This is a genomic window from Pedobacter sp. SYP-B3415, assembly GCF_004138205.1.
Lineage (GTDB): Bacteria > Bacteroidota > Bacteroidia > Sphingobacteriales > Sphingobacteriaceae > Pedobacter.
The window spans coordinates 234798-256549 of the sequence record NZ_RXNQ01000031.1; the positions used below are offsets into that span (position 1 = coordinate 234798).

The 21752-nt window shown below is 48.1% G+C and carries 16 protein-coding genes; 12 read left to right on the plus strand and 4 right to left on the minus strand.

Features of this window, described 5'->3' with window-relative positions; all coding sequences use genetic code 11:
* Positions 1-774 precede the first annotated feature (774 nt).
* The gene (locus EJV45_RS11415) at positions 775-1518 is read right to left on the minus strand and encodes an MBL fold metallo-hydrolase (RefSeq protein ID WP_165305044.1); all 744 of its coding nucleotides are present in this window, start codon (positions 1516-1518) and stop codon (positions 775-777) included.
* A gap of 129 nt (positions 1519-1647) precedes the next feature.
* Here EJV45_RS11415 and EJV45_RS11420 point away from each other — a divergent pair, with 129 nt between their 5' ends.
* Entirely contained in the window at positions 1648-4056 is a 2409-nt protein-coding gene (locus EJV45_RS11420; RefSeq protein WP_165305045.1) for an outer membrane beta-barrel protein, read from the plus strand.
* A 127-nt stretch (positions 4057-4183) separates the two neighbouring features.
* The gene (locus EJV45_RS11425; protein ID WP_165305046.1) at positions 4184-4975 is read left to right on the plus strand and encodes an NIPSNAP family protein; all 792 of its coding nucleotides are present in this window, start codon (positions 4184-4186) and stop codon (positions 4973-4975) included.
* Between the two features lie 71 nt (positions 4976-5046).
* Here the strand turns inward: EJV45_RS11425 and EJV45_RS11430 are convergent, their stop codons facing one another.
* The 3 genes from EJV45_RS11430 to EJV45_RS11440 all read right to left on the minus strand — a co-directional run bounded on the left by EJV45_RS11430 (position 5047) and on the right by EJV45_RS11440 (position 7584).
* A complete protein-coding gene (locus tag EJV45_RS11430; protein ID WP_129715806.1) occupies positions 5047-5772 on the minus strand; it encodes a basic secretory protein-like protein in 726 nt (241 codons plus the stop codon).
* Positions 5773-5864: 92 nt separating this feature from the next.
* The gene (gene cysM / locus EJV45_RS11435; RefSeq protein ID WP_129715807.1) at positions 5865-6770 is read right to left on the minus strand and encodes a cysteine synthase CysM; all 906 of its coding nucleotides are present in this window, start codon (positions 6768-6770) and stop codon (positions 5865-5867) included.
* Positions 6763-7584, minus strand: a complete 822-nt coding sequence (locus EJV45_RS11440) for a serine O-acetyltransferase (protein ID WP_129715808.1) — start codon at positions 7582-7584, stop codon at positions 6763-6765. Before EJV45_RS11440 ends, cysM begins: the two co-directional genes overlap by 8 nt.
* A gap of 477 nt (positions 7585-8061) precedes the next feature.
* Here EJV45_RS11440 and EJV45_RS11445 point away from each other — a divergent pair, with 477 nt between their 5' ends.
* From EJV45_RS11445 to EJV45_RS11490, 10 genes are all read left to right on the plus strand, one after another.
* A complete protein-coding gene (locus tag EJV45_RS11445; RefSeq protein WP_129715809.1) occupies positions 8062-8784 on the plus strand; it encodes an NUDIX domain-containing protein in 723 nt (240 codons plus the stop codon).
* A gap of 359 nt (positions 8785-9143) precedes the next feature.
* On the plus strand, positions 9144-10835 hold the full coding sequence (locus EJV45_RS11450; protein WP_129715810.1) for a ribulokinase: 1692 nt from the start codon (positions 9144-9146) through the stop codon (positions 10833-10835).
* Entirely contained in the window at positions 10810-11511 is a 702-nt protein-coding gene (araD, locus tag EJV45_RS11455; RefSeq protein ID WP_129715811.1) for an L-ribulose-5-phosphate 4-epimerase AraD, read from the plus strand. Before EJV45_RS11450 ends, araD begins: the two co-directional genes overlap by 26 nt.
* 9 nt (positions 11512-11520) lie before the next feature.
* Positions 11521-13011 (plus strand): L-arabinose isomerase, encoded by a 1491-nt coding sequence (gene araA / locus EJV45_RS11460; protein ID WP_129715812.1) that lies wholly within the window; start codon positions 11521-11523, stop codon positions 13009-13011.
* Positions 13012-13043: 32 nt separating this feature from the next.
* Entirely contained in the window at positions 13044-14744 is a 1701-nt protein-coding gene (locus tag EJV45_RS11465; RefSeq protein ID WP_129715813.1) for a sodium/solute symporter, read from the plus strand.
* 78 nt (positions 14745-14822) lie between these two features.
* Entirely contained in the window at positions 14823-15038 is a 216-nt protein-coding gene (locus tag EJV45_RS11470) for a hypothetical protein (RefSeq protein WP_129715814.1), read from the plus strand.
* A gap of 529 nt (positions 15039-15567) precedes the next feature.
* Complete coding sequence (locus EJV45_RS11475) at positions 15568-17922, plus strand: TonB-dependent receptor (RefSeq protein WP_129715815.1); 2355 nt, start codon at positions 15568-15570, stop codon at positions 17920-17922.
* An 18-nt stretch (positions 17923-17940) separates the two neighbouring features.
* On the plus strand, positions 17941-19161 hold the full coding sequence (locus EJV45_RS11480; RefSeq protein WP_129715816.1) for a DUF4374 domain-containing protein: 1221 nt from the start codon (positions 17941-17943) through the stop codon (positions 19159-19161).
* A 36-nt stretch (positions 19162-19197) separates the two neighbouring features.
* Positions 19198-20457, plus strand: a complete 1260-nt coding sequence (locus EJV45_RS11485; RefSeq protein WP_240755265.1) for a PepSY domain-containing protein — start codon at positions 19198-19200, stop codon at positions 20455-20457.
* A 272-nt stretch (positions 20458-20729) separates the two neighbouring features.
* Positions 20730-21653: a hypothetical protein gene (locus tag EJV45_RS11490; protein WP_129715818.1), complete on the plus strand. Its 924-nt coding sequence runs from the start codon at positions 20730-20732 to the stop codon at positions 21651-21653.
* The last annotated feature ends 99 nt before the right edge of the window (positions 21654-21752 follow it).

Sequence of the window (21752 nt, forward strand, 5' to 3'; positions counted from 1 at the left end):
AAAATCAATACAGTTTTGCACAGGTTTGTGGAAAATGATAAATACTATTGGGCCATGAATTTATAATCATTTTTGTCCGGGGAAAGTTTTGCGGGAGTCTATAGCCTTCGCTTTTCAACAAAAGTGAAACTGGGGTATCGGACCGCTCACCGCCGCGGGGGCTCCTTCTTTTTCTTGGAAAAGAAGCACCTGAGGCATAGCCGAAAGCGTTCGTACCTTTGAAATTCATTAAAGAGACACGAATAAACGCTCCGGCTGTGTATCTCTTCTTGCATAAAAGCATCAAAAGTCCGACGGCGGCGGGAAAAGGCCCGGATTATCCCTGCACCATTCCGTTCCGGGCTGGTTCCCCTCCTTGGTTCTTCCCAACCTCCGTAAAACAGTGCAAGACTTTTAATACTTTTCTGCGGCGAGAAGATACAAGGCCGGTCCGCACCTATTAGTGACAGTAATCAGGCAAAACCGTCATCAAAACCGCCGCCTGTACTTAAAACCCATAGACATAAAATTCAGGGGGGCTTAATTCAGAAGACTCAGGCAAATACTGCTTTGAGACTGTTCAGAAGGATCTTATTTCATTCAGCGAATTTTTACCGGACAAGGATGAATTTATAATAGTGAATGAGAAAGGTATTTGTTTATCCTAACTAGGCGTTCCGCTTTTTTACGCGTTGGCTAAAACAGACCTCGACTCCTGCAAAGTTGGTAACTTTTGTAAAGTTACCAACTTTAAGTTAAATTTTATACACTTTATAGAAACATTTTCTTACTTCCCTACACAATCTCATACAACATTCCGTCAGTAGCCAGGCATATACCGGGAACGGACCGAGCCAGCATATCCGGACCCAAATGGGTCAGAATGACTTTTTTACAGGTAAAATAATCCAGTTTATCCTGTAGCGTCGTAAAAGTCATGTGCCCTTCAACTTCGGTGTTGTAAAAGTTGCATTCGCACATGAAAAGGTCTGCCTGATCGCTAAGCTCGAACAACACGTCTGTCCACGATGTGTCTCCCGAGTAACTAACAGTTTTTCCTGCTATTCCAATACGTAAACCATGCGGTTCACTTTCCGCCGTATGCAGAACCCGCCAGGCCTGCAGGGTAAAAAACTCAAAATCCAGTAATTGGCCGGCACTGTATTCAAGAAAGTTAACGGTTATTTTTGAAAGCGGGTCGGCACCAGGGTACAACAAATTTAGCAAGGACCTGATTTTCTCTTCTCCACCGGCAGGTGTAATGATCTGAAGCGGCCTGGCTCCTGCCGAATAAGCAAGATCCATCAGGAGAAAAGGAATACCTCCATAATGATCGCCATGGAAATGGGTGATTACAACAGCATCCAGATCTGCCGCTGCCAGATCATATTTTTTAAGACCTGCCAATGTACTCGCCCCGCAATCTATAAGTAGTCGCCGGTTTTCTGCCTGCAGCAGAAAACTGGTATTCAACCGTCCACCGCTGCCAAATGCATCGCCGCAGCCAATTACCCTGAGATGTACTTTTCCTTCTTGCATGCTTAAACAACAGTTACGCATACAAATGGTTGCGGAATGATGCTGCACTTTTTTGAAGAGCCATGCAACGTTTGGAAAAAGCCTGTGTCATTTTCACAAAAGAAAACCAAACCCAAGAAACCACCTCTCATGTTAAGAAGATACTTTCTGCTTTTTGCCGTAATTTTTTGTTTCAGTGCCTCTGCAATTGCCCAGGGCACTTCCACTGTCTCCGGTATCCTGACAGATTCTCTAACAAAAAAACCAATTGCTTTTGGAACAGTTAATTTTCAACGGGCAGAAACTGCACTTAAAACCGTACTTACAGATAGTGCCGGCCGTTTTACACATACCTATTCCGATAATGGCAGCTATCAGCTCAGCCTTGCATCAATCGGTTATACAACAAAAAAGATAAAGATCGACCTTAACGGAAGGGATCACCAGCTCGGCACCATCCTGCTGCAGCCAGCTGTTGGCAACCTCGGCGAAGTAGCAGTAACAGGCAACCGTCCCGTCATCAGACATGAAGCAGACCGTATTGCTTACGATGTACAGGCGGATGCGGAAAGTAAAACCTTAACTGTTCTCGACATGATGCGTAAAGTACCCCTGCTTTCTGTCGATGCCGATGATAACATCAAATTAAAAGGAAGCGGAAACTTTAAGATTCTGATCAATAACCGGCCATCGGGTATGGTAACGCGCGATCCGAAAGAAGTTTTAAGAACTATGCCTGCCGCAAGCATTCAGAAAATTGAAGTAATCACAACGCCGCCTTCTCGTTTTGATGCAGAAGGCCTTTCAGGTATCATTAATATTATAACCACAAAAAAGGTAGACAACGGCTATAACGGTTCTGTAAATGTTCGGCATCAGACCCCTGGCGGACCGGGTGCAAATGTGTACCTGACCTGGAAGCAGGGCCGCTTCGGGGCCGACCTGAGCGGTGGCACCGGTATCTGGAAGGTTTCTGGCATCAGGGTGCTCGAAACAAGGATCACTACCGGAGCGAATGCAACGACGCTTGTCGGCGCAGGCAATAACAGCGTAGATAATAAATGGTTGTGGGGAACAGCTTCCCTGAGTTATGAACTCGATACGCTCAATCTTCTTACCTTAGAGATTAATCCTTACGGCGGTTACAACCGGCAGATCACTAAACAGCAGTTTAACCTGAGCGGACAAACAAACAGTGCCTATAATACCGAAAACAACCGGCTTTTCGAATGGCGGGGAAGTGATTATACGGCCAATTACCAGCGGGGTTTTCGTAACAACAAAGATCATCTGCTCACTTTTTCATACAAACATTTTAGCTCCCGCGAACCCAATAACAGCGCAATTGCCTATCTGAACCGGCAAAACTTCAATCTGCGCGATGTACAACAAGAAAATAAAAGTTCTTTCCGCGAACAGACCGCGCAGGCAGACTATGTGGTGCCGATCAGGAAAGTAACGCTCGAAGCTGGTCTGAAAGCCATCCTGAGGGAAGGGAGCACAGATTTTCAATCTTACACGCTTAATCCCGGAACACAAATTTACGAACTGCAGGTTGGGCAGAGCAACGGTTACTCGAACGAACAAAATGTATATGGCGCCTATACCAGCGCGGCTCTGGCTTTTAAAAAGTTTACACTGAAAGGCGGCGCCAGAATCGAATATACCTATGTTAAGGGCTTATTTGCAACCGGCGATGAACAAGTAAGACAAAATTATTTTAACGTGATACCAACGCTGTCTCTCAACAGGAAACTGAGAGATGGGGAAAGTATCAGCCTTGGATTTACGCAGCGTATTGAACGGCCTGCAATCTATTTTCTGAACCCGTTTGTAGACCGCTCCAGGCCAAACATTGAACAGTACGGCAATCCTGACCTTGTGCCGGTGCTTAGCAACAACTTTGATCTTGGCTATTCTTATTCAAAAAAGGGTTCGTTAAATCTTGGATTCAGTTACAATTTTGCCAACAATACGCAGCAGACCGTGCTCCGCTATGATCCAGCCAGCAACATTACCCGCATTACTTTTCTGAACATAGGAAGAGACCGCAAGCTCGGCGCAAATCTGAATATCAACTATCCGGTTACAGCCAAGTGGAATGTAAGCGCCAATGGTAACCTGAATTATATCTGGCTGGAAGGGATGATTGAAGGTCTGCTGACCCGCAATTCGGGAATGACAGGATATGTTTCTGCAAACAGTTCTTATAAGTTTGAAAAAACCTGGAAAACTACCTTTTCATTTAATTACGGCGCACCTGATGTACTGCTTCAGGGCGCATCCAACGACTATTACTTCATGGCAGTAAGCGGCAGCAAAGACCTGATTAAAGATAAACTTATCGTATCTGCAATGGCTGCCAACCCTTTCAGGAAGTTTAGGGCATATACCAATTTTGTAGAGGGAAGCAATTTCAGCAATGCCTATTCAAGAGAAAATTACTTCAGGCGCTTCAACGTAAATTTAGTCTGGAAGTTCGGTAAACTGCAGGGCTCGATCAGGAAAAATGAACGCCGCATCACAAACGATGATGTAAAAAGTCAGTCGGCAGGTTAAAAATCCGGTATACTGATGATAATAGCTTTAAAGCCATTCCTGGTGGTTAAAGGACGGCATGAAAAATTGTGGCGACGGTAACAACATGGTTATTTTGAGTGTTAGAATCATTAGTTAGCTTTACCGTATGTACACACAATTATCCAACAGCTTCAGGTCGCTTTTGATCTGCACTTTACTTTTAGCGTTACCGCTGATGGGCTCTGCGGCACGCACCGGGCTTTACCAGCTTAAAATTTATCATCTGAAAGATAGTATCCAGCAAAATGCTGTCGAGCAATATCTCGAACGAGCCTACCTGCCCGCCCTGCACCGTGCCGGAATTCCGCATGTGGGTGTTTTTAAACCCTTTAATCCGGGTGTTTCAGATGAGAGAAAGATCTATGTATTTATTCCTTTCCGTTCATTTGACGAACTCACCCGTTTGCAGCCCAGGCTGGACAAAGACCGCGAATACCTGTCAGAAGGCGCCGCTTATCTTCGTGCTCCGCATGACGCTCCTGTATACCAGCGTATCGAAACTATCCTGATGACACCTTTTGTAAAAGCTCCGCAGCCGGACATTCCCCAACTGAAGAACAGCAAACCAAAACGCGTTTATGAGCTCAGAAGTTATGAAGGACCAACCGAAATGATTTCCAGGAACAAGATCGAAATGTTTAATGCGGGAGATGAAATCGGCCTCTTTAAGCGCCTCAATTTCAATGCTGTATTTTATGGTGAAGTGATTGCAGGCGGCACCATGCCCAACCTGATGTATATGACCGCATTTGATGATAAAGCTGATCGCGATGCGCACTGGAAGACCTTCGGCGCAGACAGCCAGTGGAAGGAATTGTCTGCAAGACCGGAATATCAGAAAAACGTGTCAAGGAACATCAGCCTCTTGCTTAGTCCGACGGCCTATTCAGATTTCTGATCTACATGCCCAAATGCAAAAAAACCGGAAGAATTGTCTTCCGGTTTTTTTATTTCTATCGTATTGCCTGATTATGAGACCATGCCTTTGTTTGGATTAGCCTTGTATTCATTCCACAAGGTATCCAAATCTGCACCGGCCAGCTCTTTCCACAGCTCAGGTGTATATGTTTTCTCGCGCGCAGCTTTATTCAGCTGATCAACGATATTTTTCTTTTTATTCTTTTCAAGCCATACAAGGAAACGGGCCGCAATGCGGTAGGAGTTTGTATAATTATGTTTCTCGTTGAAAGGAGTCAGCGACCATTTGGCCTGCTCATTATTTTTACCGAAGTGAAAACGGGCATAGTCAGCAATGCCTTCTGTAAGCCAGACCGGTGCCGATTCATAGGCATAACCCTGGGCAATGTGCATAAGCTCGTGCGTTAACAAATCGATATCTTCAGGATTTTTGGCAACCCAGCTTGGATCAATTTTGATCACACCGTTCATTGCTGCCGCAACACCTTTGTATTCGCTGGTTACCGCTACGGTTACGTTGCGACGGCCTTGTTTATTAAATCGCTTAAGTTCAGCCGGGTATACTTTCCAGAAAAGATCTTTTAAACGCTCTCCGGTTGCAGCGCTAAAATTTGAATCGGTATTGATAAAGGTCAGGGTATACCCTTTCTTTGTAATTACTTCCTTTTTAAAATAGCCTGTACTGTCAATATCTTCCCAGCGTTTGCGTTTCTGAGCCTGCGCAGAAGCGGTCCATAATAAGATCACTGCTGCGGCAGCTAAAGTGTATTTCTTCATGTGTTTGGTTTTAATTACGTAAAAATAAGCCTGCTAAATCATTTTACTCGCAGAAAAGTGGATTGTATCGAAATTGTTTCGGAATACAAAACTTATATCTGCGACCTGACTGCAGGTTCCACTGCCTCCGAGAATAAATCCGAACTCAGGTACCGGTCGCCGCGGTCGCAGGCAATAAAGACAATCAGACCGCTGTCCAGTTCGCCGGCAAGCTGCAGGGCGCAGTGAAGTGCCCCTCCGCTGCTCATGCCCGCAAATATACCCTCCTCACGCGCCATTCTTCGGGCCATGAGCGTTGCTTCGTGCTGCGAAACATCCATTATCCGGTCTACACGGCTGGGGTCAAATATTTTTGGCAGGTAGGCTTCAGGCCAGCGCCTGATACCCGGGATCGAAGAATCCTCGGTCGGCTGACACCCAACAATCTGGATATCCGGATTTTGCTCCTTTAAAAACATGGAATTACCCATAATGCTTCCCGTAGTTCCCATACTGCTCACGAAATGTGTGATCTGTCTTTGCGTATCGTGCCAGATTTCAGGTCCTGTTGTTTTATAATGCGCCAGGAAGTTATCCGGATTGGCAAACTGGTTCAACAAAAAATAACCGGGACTGGAACCCCGGTCTTCAGCGTAGTCACGGCAGACTTCGATTGATTCGAGCAACGTAACCCTGGCGCCAAAAGCTTCCATGGTCAGGGTCCGCTCGCGCGTAGAACTGGCAGGCATTACCAGTTCGATAGAGATGCCATAGATAGCTGCGATCATGGCCAGTGCGATACCCGTATTTCCGCTCGTCGCTTCAATAAGCCTGATATTTGGATTCACATCGCCCCGCTCTATGGCGCTTCTGATCATATTCAGCGCCGCGCGGTCTTTTACGCTTCCGCCAGGATTATTTCCTTCGAGTTTAGCAAAAATTCTGACCTGCGGATTATCATGCAGTTTGCGGATTTCTGCCAGTGGCGTGTTACCTATACAGTCGATAATGCTATTCATGCGTTGGGTTTTTTGATTCGGTAATTTTCACAACAGACTGGTGGTAAACCACAGAGTCTGGAGGTACGCTTTTGGTTAACCAGACGTTCCCTCCTATAATACAATTATTTCCAACAATGGTATCGCCACCAAGAATCGTTGCGCCTGAATAAATGATCACATGATCACCAATAGTAGGATGACGTTTGGTATTGGCCATGTATTTCTCAACGCTTAAAGCCCCGAGCGTTACGCCCTGGTATAATTTAACGTGGTTGCCGATCACCGTAGTCTCGCCGATAACAAGGCCCGTCCCGTGATCAATATACAGGAATGCGCCGATCTCTGCGCCGGGGTGAATATCTATACCTGTTACCGAATGCACGTATTCAGTCAATATACGAGGAATAGCCGGCACATCCAGGAGAAGCAGCTCATGGGCAAGCCGATAGAGGGCAGTGGCAAAAAAGCCCGGATAACAACGTATAATCTCAAATTCGCTGTTAGCTGCGGGGTCGCCGGATAAAATAGCCTGCACATCTGTATTCATGAGCCGGTACAGTTCAGGCAACCTGTTAAAAAACAGATCGGCAACCTGCTCATTGTTGCAATCTGAGCATGCTTTCGTGGCATTCAGCATGCGGGTTAACTCCAGTTTACTTCGCTGAAAAGCATGGGTCAACTGATCTGAATCTACAACCGGGGCAGCACCGCGCTCGGGATACATCAGATTCAGTAAGGCCAGTGCCCAGTCTGCGATAGCCTGGTTCGCCGGTACAGATTCAACCCGGCCCTGTCTATCCAGGATTTCCTGGTAAAACGTGTTTTCCAACATGAATGAATTGCTCGATCAGCTCCAAATTTATCAGAAAAATTGGTAGTGAAAGAGGCTTTATTGTCATAAATGCGGCATACATAAACTTCAATACACAAGCTGTCCCATTTCCATAAGACGGAATGCTCGTTGACGAATAACATCTTCCGGCGAAAGCGAACAGATAAGCGCATGTTTTAAAGTGCAGGTCAGGATAGGTTATGACTTCAGTCGCGGCCGCTGGTTTCAGATCCACGACCTGAGGCAGACCGCCCATTCGTTTTTTTCAAGTGTCGTCGCCCTTTGCGCAGAAAGCGAAACACCTACCCCGACTCAATGAAAACGGGAGTATTTCAGTCACAATGACCGGTCAAAACAGGTTGTAAATAAGGTCAAACATTGCAGTAACAGCGGTAATGCTTGGCCTGCCGCAAGCGCGGGCAACACAAAATACCAGTAAAATCATATATTTAGCAGCTTTTAACCGCCAGGGATCATATGAACAAACCTTTACTAAACAAATATGCAGACCAGACAGCCATGCTGGTAGCCATTGATTGCATTGTATTTGGCTTTGACGGCGAAAACCTGAAGATTCTTCTTATTAAACGGGGTTTTGAGCCGGCAAAAGACCAGTGGAGTTTAATGGGTGGATTTGTCGGAAAGGGTGAAGACCTTGAAGCTGCCGCAGGCCGTGTGCTTTTTGAACTTACCGGCCTGAACAATGTTTATCTTGAGCAGTTAAAAACGTACGGCGAACCGCTGCGCGATCCCTACGCACGGACCGTTTGTGTCGCTTATTTTGCATTTATCGACATCAAAAAGTATCAAAATCAGCTTAGCGATGAGTATCACGCTGAGTGGTTCCAGATAGATGAGGCCCCGCAGCTGATTTTCGACCACAATGAAATGGTTGAGGAAGCCCGTAAACGCGTTCGTTACAAAGCCGCCCTGCATCCCATTCTGTTTGAACTGCTCCCCCAGAAGTTCACCATTCCGCAACTCCAGAACCTTTACGAACAGGTTTACGCCACGCGCATTGATAACCGCAATTTTATCCGCAAGGTTACTTCGACCGGTCTCTTGATTAAACTGCAGGAGAAAGACAAATCCGGATCAAAACGCGGCGCGTTTTATTTCAAGTTGGATAAAAAGAAATACAAAGCGAAATTTCAATCCTTCCTGAATTTCATTCCCAACCCCGATCAGTTGCTCGGCTAGGGTTCGACCACCGCAGCGCTCAGTTTCTGTCAGAAAATCCATGTTCGTTGACTTTTTGGATGCGGCCAGGGTTTCGCAAACCGGTTTCAGAGAGCATTGAAGCGAAGTCTGTAGTATGAGGGTTAAATGAGGGTTTACACCTCTCCACACGAATCATAAAAGGCTTCGGACTTCTGCCCGCTTTTGATTTTTAATACGTTTCAGCTTCGCCATTTTGGAATATCCTGCATTCCCCTACAAGCTTTAAATCAGCCCTAAAAACAACATAAGGCGCTAATAATAAACCAATTAACAATTAAACCAGGTAAACGCTTCGTTTTATTAAAAAATAAACGTTAATTAGACGTTTATTACTTGTTATGAGCACAGATAGTTATGTAATCGGCATAGATTACGGAACAGACTCTGTCCGTTCGGTTCTCGTAAATACAACCGACGGAACAGAGCTCGCCTCTTCCGTATACTATTACCCCCGGTGGCGTCAGGGTAAATATTGTCAACCATCCAAAAATCGATTTCGTCAACACCCCCTCGATTATATCGAAGGTCTTGAGCACACCATTAAAGCGTGTCTGGCACAGGCAGGCGCTGAGAAAGCAGGACTTGTAAAAGGAATTTCGGTAGATACAACCGGCTCCAGTCCTGTAGCCGTCGATGCACAGGGTACACCGCTGGCGCTGCTCCCCGGCTTTGAAGAAAATCCCAATGCTATGTTTGTGCTTTGGAAAGACCATACCGCCATTCGTGAAGCTGCGGAAATTAATGCGGCGGCAGCAAAAGATGCCGCGGACTACCTGAAATTCAGCGGGGGTGTTTACTCATCTGAGTGGTTCTGGTCGAAACTGCTGCATATTTTAAGGCACGATGAATCGGTTCGACAAGCATGTTACTCCTGGGTAGAACATTGCGACTGGATTCCATTTCTGCTAACCGGCGGAACAGACGTTCACCAAATGAAACGCAGCCGGTGTGCAGCCGGTCATAAGGCTCTATGGGCAGAGACCTTGCCGCCAAATGATTTTTTCCGGGCTATCGATCCATTACTTGACGGCTTTACCGGCCGTCTTTTCAGCGAAACGCAGACATCAGACATGGCTGCCGGAACACTGAGCAGCGAATGGGCGGAAAGACTGGGTCTTCAAACAACAGTCGTTGTCGGTGTTGGTGCCTTTGATGCGCATATGGGGGCCGTTGGCGGACAGATCGAACCTTATCACCTATGCAAAATTATGGGCACAAGCACCTGCGATATTCTGGTTGCCCCGCCAGAGACGATTGCCGGTCAGACTGTAAACGGCATTTGCGGCCAGGTTGACGGTTCGGTTATCCCGGGTTTGCTGGGACTGGAAGCCGGGCAGTCGGCCTTTGGCGATGTATACGCCTGGTTTAAAAACCTGATATCCTGGCCCCTCAGTCAGCTTGCTGCAAACGCGGGTCCTGAACTTGAGTCAGCGTTGCTGGGCCTTGAAAATAACCTGATTGCCATGCTTAGCGAGCAAGCCGCTCAACTGCCGGATGATGACTCCGCGCCGCTGGCTATCGACTGGCTCAATGGCCGCCGGACGCCCGACGCCAATCAGGAATTGAAAGCCGCGGTAACAGGGTTAAGTTTGGGTACAGACGCGCCGGCTCTTTTCCGTGCACTCGCCGAAGCTACTTGTTTTGGCGCAAAAAGTATTGTAGAACGTTTTGAACGCGAAGGTGTTCCGGTACGCGGGCTGATCGGCATAGGCGGCGTGGCAAAAAAGTCTCCCTTTATTATGCAGTTACTGGCAGATGTCCTGGAAATGCCGATCCGCATCCATCAGTCAGAACATACCTGTGCGATCGGAGCGGCCATGTTCGCCGCGGTTGCAGCAGGCATCTACCCTGACATAGATACCGCCATGAAAAAAATGGGCCAGGGCTTTGAGAAAACATACATGCCAGACAGCCATCGCTTCCCATATCTGCGCCGTCGGTACGCGCGTTATGCAGCGCTAGGAAATTTTGTACAGCAGGACTTAACCACCAACAGTATTCATCATGAGCAAATACCAGCATCTTCGTGAGGCAGCCTACCTGGCTAATCTGCAGTTGCCAGAACTGGGTCTTGTACTTTTCACATTTGGAAATGTGAGCGCAGCAGATGCAGATGCGGGCGTTTTCGCCATCAAACCAAGTGGTGTTCCTTACGCAGACCTGCGGGAGGAGGACATGGTTATTGTCGATTTTGATGGCAAAACTGTAGAAGGCAGACTGCGGCCGTCATCAGACACGGCGACGCATGCCGTGTTGTACAAAAACTGGCCAGGTATTGGCGGCATAGCCCATACACACTCTGTCTACGCTACCGCCTGGGCACAGGCATTAAGCCCTATTCCACTTATGGGCACAACGCATGCGGATCACCTGACCTGCGATATTCCCTGCGCGCCACCTATGGACGATTCCCGCATTACGGGCAATTATGAATATGAGACCGGGTTTCAGATCATGGATCATTTCCGGGACTTAGATCTCAACTACACGCAGACCGAAATGGTGCTGGTCGGAAACCACGCGCCATTTACATGGGGAAAAACGCCCGAAAAGGCCGTGTACAACAGCGCTGTACTCGAAAACCTGGCGCATATGGCCTACATGAGCCGCCTGATCAATCCTTCGGCCGGACGCATGAAAGACAGCCTTATCAAAAAACATCACGACAGAAAACATGGTCAAAACGCCTATTACGGGCAAAAATAATCAACCACTATGATGGACTTAAAAAAATACGAACTCTGGTTTCTCACAGGGAGCCAGCACCTCTATGGTGAAGAAACGCTCGCCCGCGTGGCAGAGCATGCACAGCAGGTTGCCGCTGCACTCGACGCTTCAGCCCGGATTCCGGTCAGGATTGTCTGGAAGCCGGTTGTTAAAACACCGGAAGAAATTTACAACACCTTGCTGCAGGCAAACACGGCCCCGGAATGTATTGGCGTGGTAACCTGGATGCATACTTTTTCGCCTGCCAAAATGTGGATCCGTGGATTAAATATTCTGCAGAAACCCCTGCTGCACCTGCATACGCAATTCAACAGGGACATTCCATGGAATGAAATTGACATGGATTTCATGAATCTTAACCAGAGCGCACATGGCGACCGGGAGTTCGGCTTCATGGTGAGCAGATTGCGAATGGACAGGAAAGTTGTGGTCGGACACTGGCAGGATCCAGCGCTGCAAACCGAAGTTGGCGAATGGGCCCGGGCGGCGGCGGCATGGAACGACTGGCAGGGAGCGAAATTTGCCCGCATTGGGGACAACATGCGCCAGGTCGCGGTAACTGAAGGCGATAAGGTCGAAGCCGAGATCAAATTCGGGTTCTCCGTTAATACCTATGGCGTGGGCGACCTGGTCGGATTCATCCAGGCCGTTTCTGACAGTGATATTGATGAACTTGTAGCCATCTATAAAAATGATTACGAAATCGCTGCCGACCTGCTTCCGGGGGGCAACCGGCATCATTCGGTGCGCGAGGCCGCCCGGATTGAACTTGGCCTCAGAACTTTTTTAACACAAGGCGATTTCAAAGGATTTACCGATACTTTTGAGGACCTGCATGGTATGGTCCAGCTCCCCGGACTTGCAGTTCAGCGCCTCATGGCAGATGGCTATGGTTTTGCCGGCGAAGGCGACTGGAAAACCGCCGCCCTGGTCAGGGCATGTAAAGTAATGGGTGCAGGGCTGCCGGGCGCAAATGCGTTCATGGAAGATTACACCTACCATTTTGAGCCCGGCAACAACCTGGTACTTGGCTCACATATGCTGGAGGTTGACGCATCACTTGCAGCAGGAAAAGCCAGACTGGAGGTACATCCGTTGGGAATAGGCGGTAAAGCGGATCCTGCCAGGCTTGTATTCAACGCGGGCGGCGGTCAGGCGCTCAACGCCGCACTGGTAGATATGGGAAATCGCTTCAGGCTGATTGTTCATGAAGTGGAAGGTATTGAAGTTTCAGAAGACTTGCCTAAATTGCCGGTGGCCAGGGTACTGTGGAAGGCGCTTCCGGATATGAAGACCGGATGTGCTGCATGGATTTATGCAGGCGGCGCACATCATACTGTCTACAGCCAAAACCTGAAGGCTTCTCAGCTTGCCGATTTTGCGGCTATCGCCGGAATCGAGATGGTCCATATTGGCGCCCATACGCAGCTGCCTGCACTGCGAAAAGAGCTGCAGTGGAACGAAATGTTTTATAAATAACCGCAAACAACGACCAAACCAAACTATAAACCATGAGCAGCTTTTCAACCTTAGACTATCTTGTCTTTGTTTTTTATTTTATCCTGATTGCCGGTTACGGTTACTGGATCTATCGCCGCAAAAATGATAAAAAGGTCAGCGGCAGCCACGACTTCTTTCTGGCCGAAGGATCGCTGACCTGGTGGGCTATAGGCGCATCACTCATCGCCTCAAACATATCTGCTGAGCAGTTTATCGGCATGAGCGGAAACGGATTTGTTGTCGGCATAGCCGTAGCCGCATATGAATGGGTAGCCGCGGTGGCGCTGATTATCGTCGCCGTATGGTTTATCCCGGTGTATCTGAAAAATAAGATCTTCACCATGCCGCAGTTTCTCCAGACGCGGTACAATGAAACGGTTAGTCTGATCATGGCTATTTTTTGGTTGTTCCTGTACGTTTTTGTAAACCTGACATCGATCCTTTATCTGGGCGCATTGGCGATCAGCAACCTTGCCGAGGGTGCTAATTTCCACCTGATCATGGTTGCGCTTTCTGTATTTGCACTGATCATTACCCTGGGCGGCATGAAGGTAATCGGCTTTACAGATGTGATACAGGTGCTGGTACTGATTATAGGTGGTCTGGCCACGACATATATTGCATTGACAATGGTGAGCGAGCAGTTCGGTCTTGGCAAAGACGCCCTGGCAGGTTTTACTGCGATGATGAAAGACGCCCCCGATCACTTCAGGATGATCCTGAATAAACCCGGCCCGGGCGCTTCGCAGGCAGAAATCAATAAATACCTGATGCTGCCCGGCATTGCCATGTATTTTGCCGGACAATGGATCGTAAACCTGAATTACTGGGGCTGCAACCAATATATTACGCAGCGCGCGCTTGGCGCCGACCTCAAAACGGCTCGCACAGGTATCCTTTTCGCCGGTATTTTGAAACTGGGTATGCCTGTTATTGTCATGCTGCCGGGAATAGCAGCGTACGTATTGCATAAAAACGGGCAGCTGCAGGCAGAGATGGCTCCCGGCGGGCACTTCAACGCTGACAATGCTTACTCTGCACTTCTCGGCTTCCTGCCTTCCGGTCTGAAAGGTCTATCGCTCGCAGCACTTACCGCCGCCATCGTAGCCTCGCTTGCCGGCAAGGCAAACAGCATCTCCACAATCTTTACGCTGGATATCTATAAAAAGTACATTAATAAAGATGCAGGCGAGAAAAAGCTGATCGGTGTAGGCCGCTTTGCCATCCTGCTGGCCATCGTTTTGTCAGTATTGCTTACCTGGAACGATTTGCTCGGTATCGGTGGTGAAGGCGGCTTTACCTTTATCCAGAAATATACAGGATTCATCAGTCCGGGGGTATTTGCTATGTTCCTCCTCGGGATGTTTTGGAAAAGGACCAGCGGCGCAGCAGCTATTGCAGGATTATTAACCGGTTTTATTCTCTCTGTAGTCTTCAATAATTACGCCCCGCAATGGTTTGGAAATGAAACCTGGCTGTACACAGCATTTCCGAACGGAAAGGGCGGTTATGAAATTCCCTTTCTGATTTGTATGGGTCTTGCCTTTGCATTTACCATGCTGGTGATGATCGGAATCAGCCTTGCCGGTCCAAAAGTGAATCCAAAGGCACTTATTCTGAACAAAGAGATGTTCCGGGTCGCACCTTCGACCATGGCGCTGATCGTGCTGACGCTGATGCTGCTGACTGTCTTGTACGTTCGGTTCTGGTAGCTGGGGCCGGCCGCGAACAAACGCATTAATTTATCAACAAAATCCGGCAGGACCAGCCGGATTTTGCATTTTTGCACGATGTCTCAAGCCGAACTGGAAACTTATTTTGAAACCGCAGCACTGCCTGCAGGACCTGTACGCCTCAACGCAGCAACCGTAATTCAGGATCCCGCCCACTTTGTTAAAGTACACCTGTTCAGTTTGAAATTTAATCCGCCCCCAAAAATTGCCGACCCCCTGCTTTATCGCCTGGAACAGCTTTACAATATCATTGAGCAGGAAACTGCTTCATGACCATAAACGCAAAGAGGAATGCTTCATAAGTAATGAGACACTGTTGTATGGGGAAAGTGTCGCGAAGTATATAGCCTTTCGGTAGTCAACAAATGTGAAACTGTGGTATCGGACCGCTCACCGTCGCCGGGGCCTCTTCTTTTCTTGGAAAACAAGCACCTGAGGCATAGCCGAAAGCGCTCGTTCCATTACAAGAACCTCCGGCCTTCGTTCAGGCTATTCTTATTCGTAAACAACCACCAGGCGCTGCAGTGGTCAACTGTTCGGTACTCTGGTGCAGCTTCATGCAAATAATAGATCCGGAAATTATCGAAGAGCTTATCGAACCAAAAACCCCGCCCTCTGGTCACCTCAATTCATTATCAGAACGTATTTATACCTTGATGATGAAGAATAACACGTCATTAAACATTCTTTATTTGGACTTATTCTAAATAAAACTATATTTGCGGCATAAAAATGCCACACGGTTTCGGACCCGTGTGGCGGCCGGGCTAGCCCGGTTTACCTTTAATCTGTATTAAAAGCCATGCAAATTAAACAAATTTTGCTACTGGGAATCTTTTGTGCCCAGTTTATTTTCACCTACGCTCAAAATCAGCCATCGGCTATAAGCGGAACAGTTCGCAGCAACGACGGGAATGCCATCGCTGCTGCGAGCATCACGCTTCAGAATACATCATTCGGCACGGTATCAGATAGTGGCGGCCAGTATCGCATCAGCCAGGTTCCTGCCGGCACCTATACCCTGACTGTCAGCTCAATAGGTTACGTTCCGCGCAGCAGAAAAATCACACTGGCGGCCGGTCAGCAATTGATCGCAGACTTCAGGCTGGAAAACGCTGCTCATGAAATGCAAACTGTCAGTATTCTGGGCAGGTCGGCAAGCCAGGAAGTAAACAGGCAGGCATTTAATGTAACAGCCATCGATGCCTCAAAACTATACAATACCACACTTGATATTTCAGGAGCGTTAGACCGGGTAGCGGGAATCCGCGTACGCGAATCGGGCGGCGTTGGTTCAAATTTCAATCTCTCATTAAACGGTTTTTCGGGCAACCATGTAAGGTATTTCATTGACGGCATTCCGATGGATAATTTTGGTTCATCGTTCCAGATTAACAACATCCCGATCAATATTGCCGACCGTGTTGAAGTATACAAAGGCGTTGTGCCAATGTGGCTGGGATCAGACGCTCTTGGCGGTGCCATCAATATCGTAACCGGCAACAAATACCGGAATTTTATTGATGCATCTTATTCATACGGCTCATTTAATACCCACAGGAGCGTCATCAACGCCGCCGTTACAAGTGAAAACGGATTCACTGTTCAGCTGAATGCGTTCCAAAACTATTCAGACAATAATTACAAGGTGCGTGTTGAAGCATCAGATATCTATACCGGCGCGTACGCGCCGGCATCGCTGCTGCGCAGATTTCATGACACCTACCACAATGAAACGCTGGTTGCCGGTGTTGGTGTAGTGGGCAAGCGGTATGCAGACCGGCTTTTACTTGGTGTTACAGTTGGCAAAAATTACAAGGAAATTCAAACGGGTGCGCGCATGGCCTCCGTTTTCGGCGGCTGGCACAGGCGGGGAAATATTCTGATGCCTACGCTGAAATACAAGAAAGACAACCTGCTTAAAGGACTGGATGTGACGGTAAACGCCAACTATAATCTTGGCGAGGAACAGAACATCGATACATTGAACGTTCGGTACGACTGGTATGGCAATAGCAAACCAAACGGCGCCAACGGCGAACGTGCCAGAAGTCTTTACAAGTACAAAAACAACAACGGTCTGGCCACGACTATGCTGAACTACCGTATAGACGACAGACAATCGCTCGCGCTGAGCAATGTCTTCAGTACATTCGACCGCCGTGGCAGTGATGAGCTGAATCCTGCCAATGCCGAATACGAGCGGCCGAGAAAAACAAATAAAAATGTCCTCGGCGCCGGCTATAGTTTCAATGTACCAAACCGGTGGAGTGCAACCGTGTTTGGGAAATACATCAGCCAGTTCAACCTGAACGGGACTAATGGGGCTGCCGGATCAAACACGACCAATCGTATCGGTTATGGAATGGCAGCTACTTATTTCCTGAACCAGGCACTCCAGCTTAAGGCATCGTATGAGCTTACCAACAGGATGCCCGAGGCGCTGGAGATTTTTGGCGATGTCGAAAATCAGGAAGCAAACCCGTCGCTGAAACCTGAGCAAAGTAATAATGTGAACATCGGCGTCGGTTACAACTTCAGGCTGAACGATCAGCATGCATTTATCCTGAATGCAAATGCCATTTACCGGAACGCCACTAACTTCATCTATAACAGGCTGAATAACAATCAAAGCAGGCTGGTTGCTGATAACCGGGACGGCGTGCGCACCTATGGCGGTGACGCCGAACTACGCTATGCATACAGCAACTGGCTTACGGCCGGCGCTACCCTTACCTATCAGTATCTGCAGAACATGCAGATGTATGAGCCCGGCTTTTCCGGCATAAGCGCAGTTTATAAAGACCAGATGCCAAACATTCCCTATTTCTACGGCAACGGAGATGTATCTGTTTCGCTGCCAAATGTAGGTCGCAAAGGAAACAACCTGACCATTGGCTACAATCTGCTATATGTTCATGCTTTCTGGCTTTATTGGCCGAGTCGCGGCGGACGCACCGAGGGCGACAGCAAGTTAATGGTGCCGAGGCAACTCAACCATGATCTGAACTTCGTCTACAGTGTACGGGGCGGCCGGTACAACATCGGTCTGGAGGCCAAAAATCTTACCAATGCGGACCTCTTCGACAACTTCAGTCTCCAGAAGCCGGGACGCGCATTTTTCCTGAACCTCAGGTACTTCATCAGCACTAAATAAAATTAAATCAAAATCGATATGAAACTGAAATCTACCGCGGCAGCAATGCTCGCTATGCTGGCCATCGGGCTCAACGCATGTAAAAAAGACAGTGAAAAAGATACCCGGACTCGCGGTCCGTATGTACTTGCCGTAACACCCGTGGCTGCCACGGCCGTTGCCGACTACCTGATCAATGCCGGTTCGCTTGACGAAGGTTCTATTACTACCGAAAAAAATGGCGTGGAACAGGATGGCACCTACCGTTATTATGTTACGCACAACAACCGTTTTTTCAGCATGTTATACGGCCAGGGTAACCCGGGCGCGGTTACGACATATGACCTGTCTGACGGCAGGCTGAACAAACTTTCAAATTTTCAAACCGAAACCGTACAGGCGTTTGCTCCTGTTAACGATGATATCCTGCTGGTAAAGATTCCCCGGGCCATCACCAATCCGCTGGCAAACTGGTACCGCGTTAACACCAATAGCCTGCTGATCAGCAGCGAGGGAACGGTCAACGTGCAGGATTTGAACAAAAACGGCGAATCGGGTTTCTTTAGCTGGATCAAGCAGGTAGGCAACAAGGTCTATGCCCCTTATTTCTCCATAAAAGCATGCTGCAACGCTGCGTTCGATACGAACTTTCCTGACCAGGCCTGGATTGCTGTATACTCCTACCCCGACATGAAGCTGGAAAAAGTGATCACAGACAACCGGACAAGTTTTATCGGCCGCTACTTCACCGACGGTTTAGGGCTCACAGAAAACGGCGACGTATACGCATTCTCTTCATCTGTTGCCATGAACAACAAAGAATTTACTTCAACCAAACCGTCGGCGATTACCAGGATTAAAGCGGGAACAACCGAATTTGACAAAAGTTATTTTCTCAATTTTGAAAACGTATCGGGCGGAATGGTGATCACCAACTGGCTGTATATCGGCAACAATAACTTCGTTGTAAACGCGATTCCCAAAGCAGAACGTGGCCAGTTCCTGGTGGGCAACCGGATCGGCATCCTCAATGTTGCAGATCAAACATTCAAACTTGCTGCAGGTATGCCTGAGGCTTCACAGATCAACAGCATTTCATCAAATAATTACAGCCCGAAAGATGGTCGCACGGCGTATATCGGCCTCAATCTCAAAGACGGCACAAGTTACGTGTACAAGATAGACGCGGTGAATGCAACCGCAACCAGGGGTTTAAAAGTTGAAGGCGGTACCATCGCGGCAATTCAGCATCTGCGTTAATTTTCTCATCTCAGCCAAAAGACAATGACAAACGGTATGAAAAATCACGTTAAGAAAAAAAACAGGGAAACCCTTTTTACCAGGATCAACAAGTGGCTGCATCTCTGGCTGGGCCTGATATCGGGCGTCATTGTCTTTGTGGTCTGCCTGACCGGGTGTATTTGGGTGTTTAATGAGGAGATTACAGGTCTGCTGCAGCCTGAGACAAAAATAGCCCGGCAGGATAAACCGGTTATCATGCCTTCCCGCCTTTATGAGATTGCCTACCGGCTGTATCCGGATAAAAGCCCGGCCTACGCCCAATATCAGCAGGGCCGCAGCATTACGCTTAACCTCAAAAGCCCGAAAGAACAGGGCCGGCGTGCCGGCGGTACAACTCTGAATATCAATCCCTACACAGGAAAGGTGGTAAGCGTTACAGAGCGTAAAAAGGGCCAGGTCGACTTTTTTCGTTTTGTTCTCAACGGCCACCGCTTTCTATGGCTGCCTTATGAGATCGGACGGCCGATTGTCAATTACGGAACGCTGATCTTCGTGATCCTGCTTATTACCGGGCTCATCTGGTGGTACCCGAAAAAATGGAATAAATCGACACGAGAGAAAAGTTTCAAAATTAAATGGGGTGCATCTTTCAAGCGGGTTAATCTTGACCTGCACAACGTGCTCGGATTTTACTCACTGATTTTTTTGCTGTTCATCGCCCTCACCGGCATGGTCTATGGCATCAGCTGGTACAGCAAGGGCCTTTACTGGGTAACAACCGGCGGCGAGAAACTGACCGAATTTCAACGGTTTGAATCAGATTCGCTGCAGTCCGGCAAACGTTTTACACCGCAGCAGGCTATGGATCTTGCCTGGCAGAAGGTAATTACACGGCACCCCGCGTCTGAAGGTTTTTATTATACCTTTCCGGATACGTCAAGAGCAAAGACGACCATCGGTGTAACGGTATACCCGAGCAAGGGTCAGTTCTATAACAACCAGAGTTACACGTTCGACCAGCACACGCTGAAAGAATTTGCCCGCGAAGGGATTTACGGTATCGATTATGAGGAGGCCTCTGCGGGAGGAAAACTGCGGCGCATGAACTACGACATCCATATAGGAAGTATTCTGGGCTTCCCGGGGAAAGTCCTGGCTTTCCTGGTCACGCTGATCGGCGCCAGTTTGCCCATAACCGGTTTTCTGATCTGGTACGGCCGGAAATTCAAAAAGAAAAACAAGCGGTCTAAACCACAAAAGAGCCCAACTATGATCAAAAGCAAAGCGGTCGAGCCTGAGCCTGTCGAAAATTGAAGGGCCTGTACGCCCGTCGTCATGTTTTGAAAGTAAGTGCCAAAAAAAACCCGGGATCAGTAAACACTGGTCCCGGGTATTGGCCTTGCGACCAACCAAACAATACGAGCTGATGGAGGGCCTAGTCAACCATCAGTGCGGAGCTTTTCAAACATCATGCCATGTGCCCTCCCCTCCGGTTGACCAGCGTTGCGTAGCCGATTTATACAGCAGCTGTCTATTGACCGCCATACTTCAGAATACTATTTTAGCGCATCTTTAACGTCCGAACCATGCGCGTCATCAAAAAATATTTCTCTCAGCTTATGCTGTGTTGTTTTCTCATTGTCCTGACTGCAGAACACGCTTCTGCAAGACAACGACCAACCAGCATCCCTTTTGAACTAACTGCCTACAACAACATCATCATCGGCGCCCGGTTAAACAAAAAAGACAGCGTCCGTCTGATGTTTCATACCGCGGCAAACGCCATAACACTTACGGCCGAAGCAGTAAAAAAGCTGAACAGTGTACATTTCAGTTCAGAAACTGATCGCATCAGCAGCTGGGGCGGCGCCGGAAACAGCTCGAGGATGAGTACGGGTAACCTGCTCGAGATAGGTAAATTGAGCTGGAGAAATCAGTCCTTATGGGAAAATACGAATTCGGGGCAGGGTTCTGACGGCAAATGCGGGATAGATCTCTTTACAGGCAAGATCCTTGAGATAGACTATGACAGAAGTCAGCTACTGATACATAAAAAGACACCTGAATACGCCGCACAGTATAAGTTGATTCCCCTGCACGTGGAAAATGGCCAACTCTTTATCGATGCGGACTGCTTCGTAATGGGTAGAAAGATTGTACACCGTTTTATGCTTCATTCCGGCTATCCCGGTGCCGTGCTGTTCAATGACAATTTTGCACGCTCAGAAAACCTCGGCAAAAAGCTGGTCATCACCGGTGAAAAAACGCTCAGGGATGCGTTTGGAAATGCTGTGAAAACCACAAACGCGACCCTCCCTGAAATTCAGATCGGTGGACTCAGTTTGTTCGAACTTCGCGCAGGGTTTTTCGAAGGCAGCATTGGCCGTCAGCAGGTAAGCCTGATCGGTGGCGATATACTCAAACGTTTCAACCTGATCATCGACAGCGAAACGGGAAAGTTATACCTTAAAGCGGGCCGCCGGAGCAACGAAAGTTATTTCAGCGGTTAACACCTCAATAGGACGGCAGCAGCCCTGCCGCTGTCTGCCGTAGATTTTTATCCTGTCTTAAACCTGTCAATACGGTTCCCCGCCTTAGAAACATGGGCA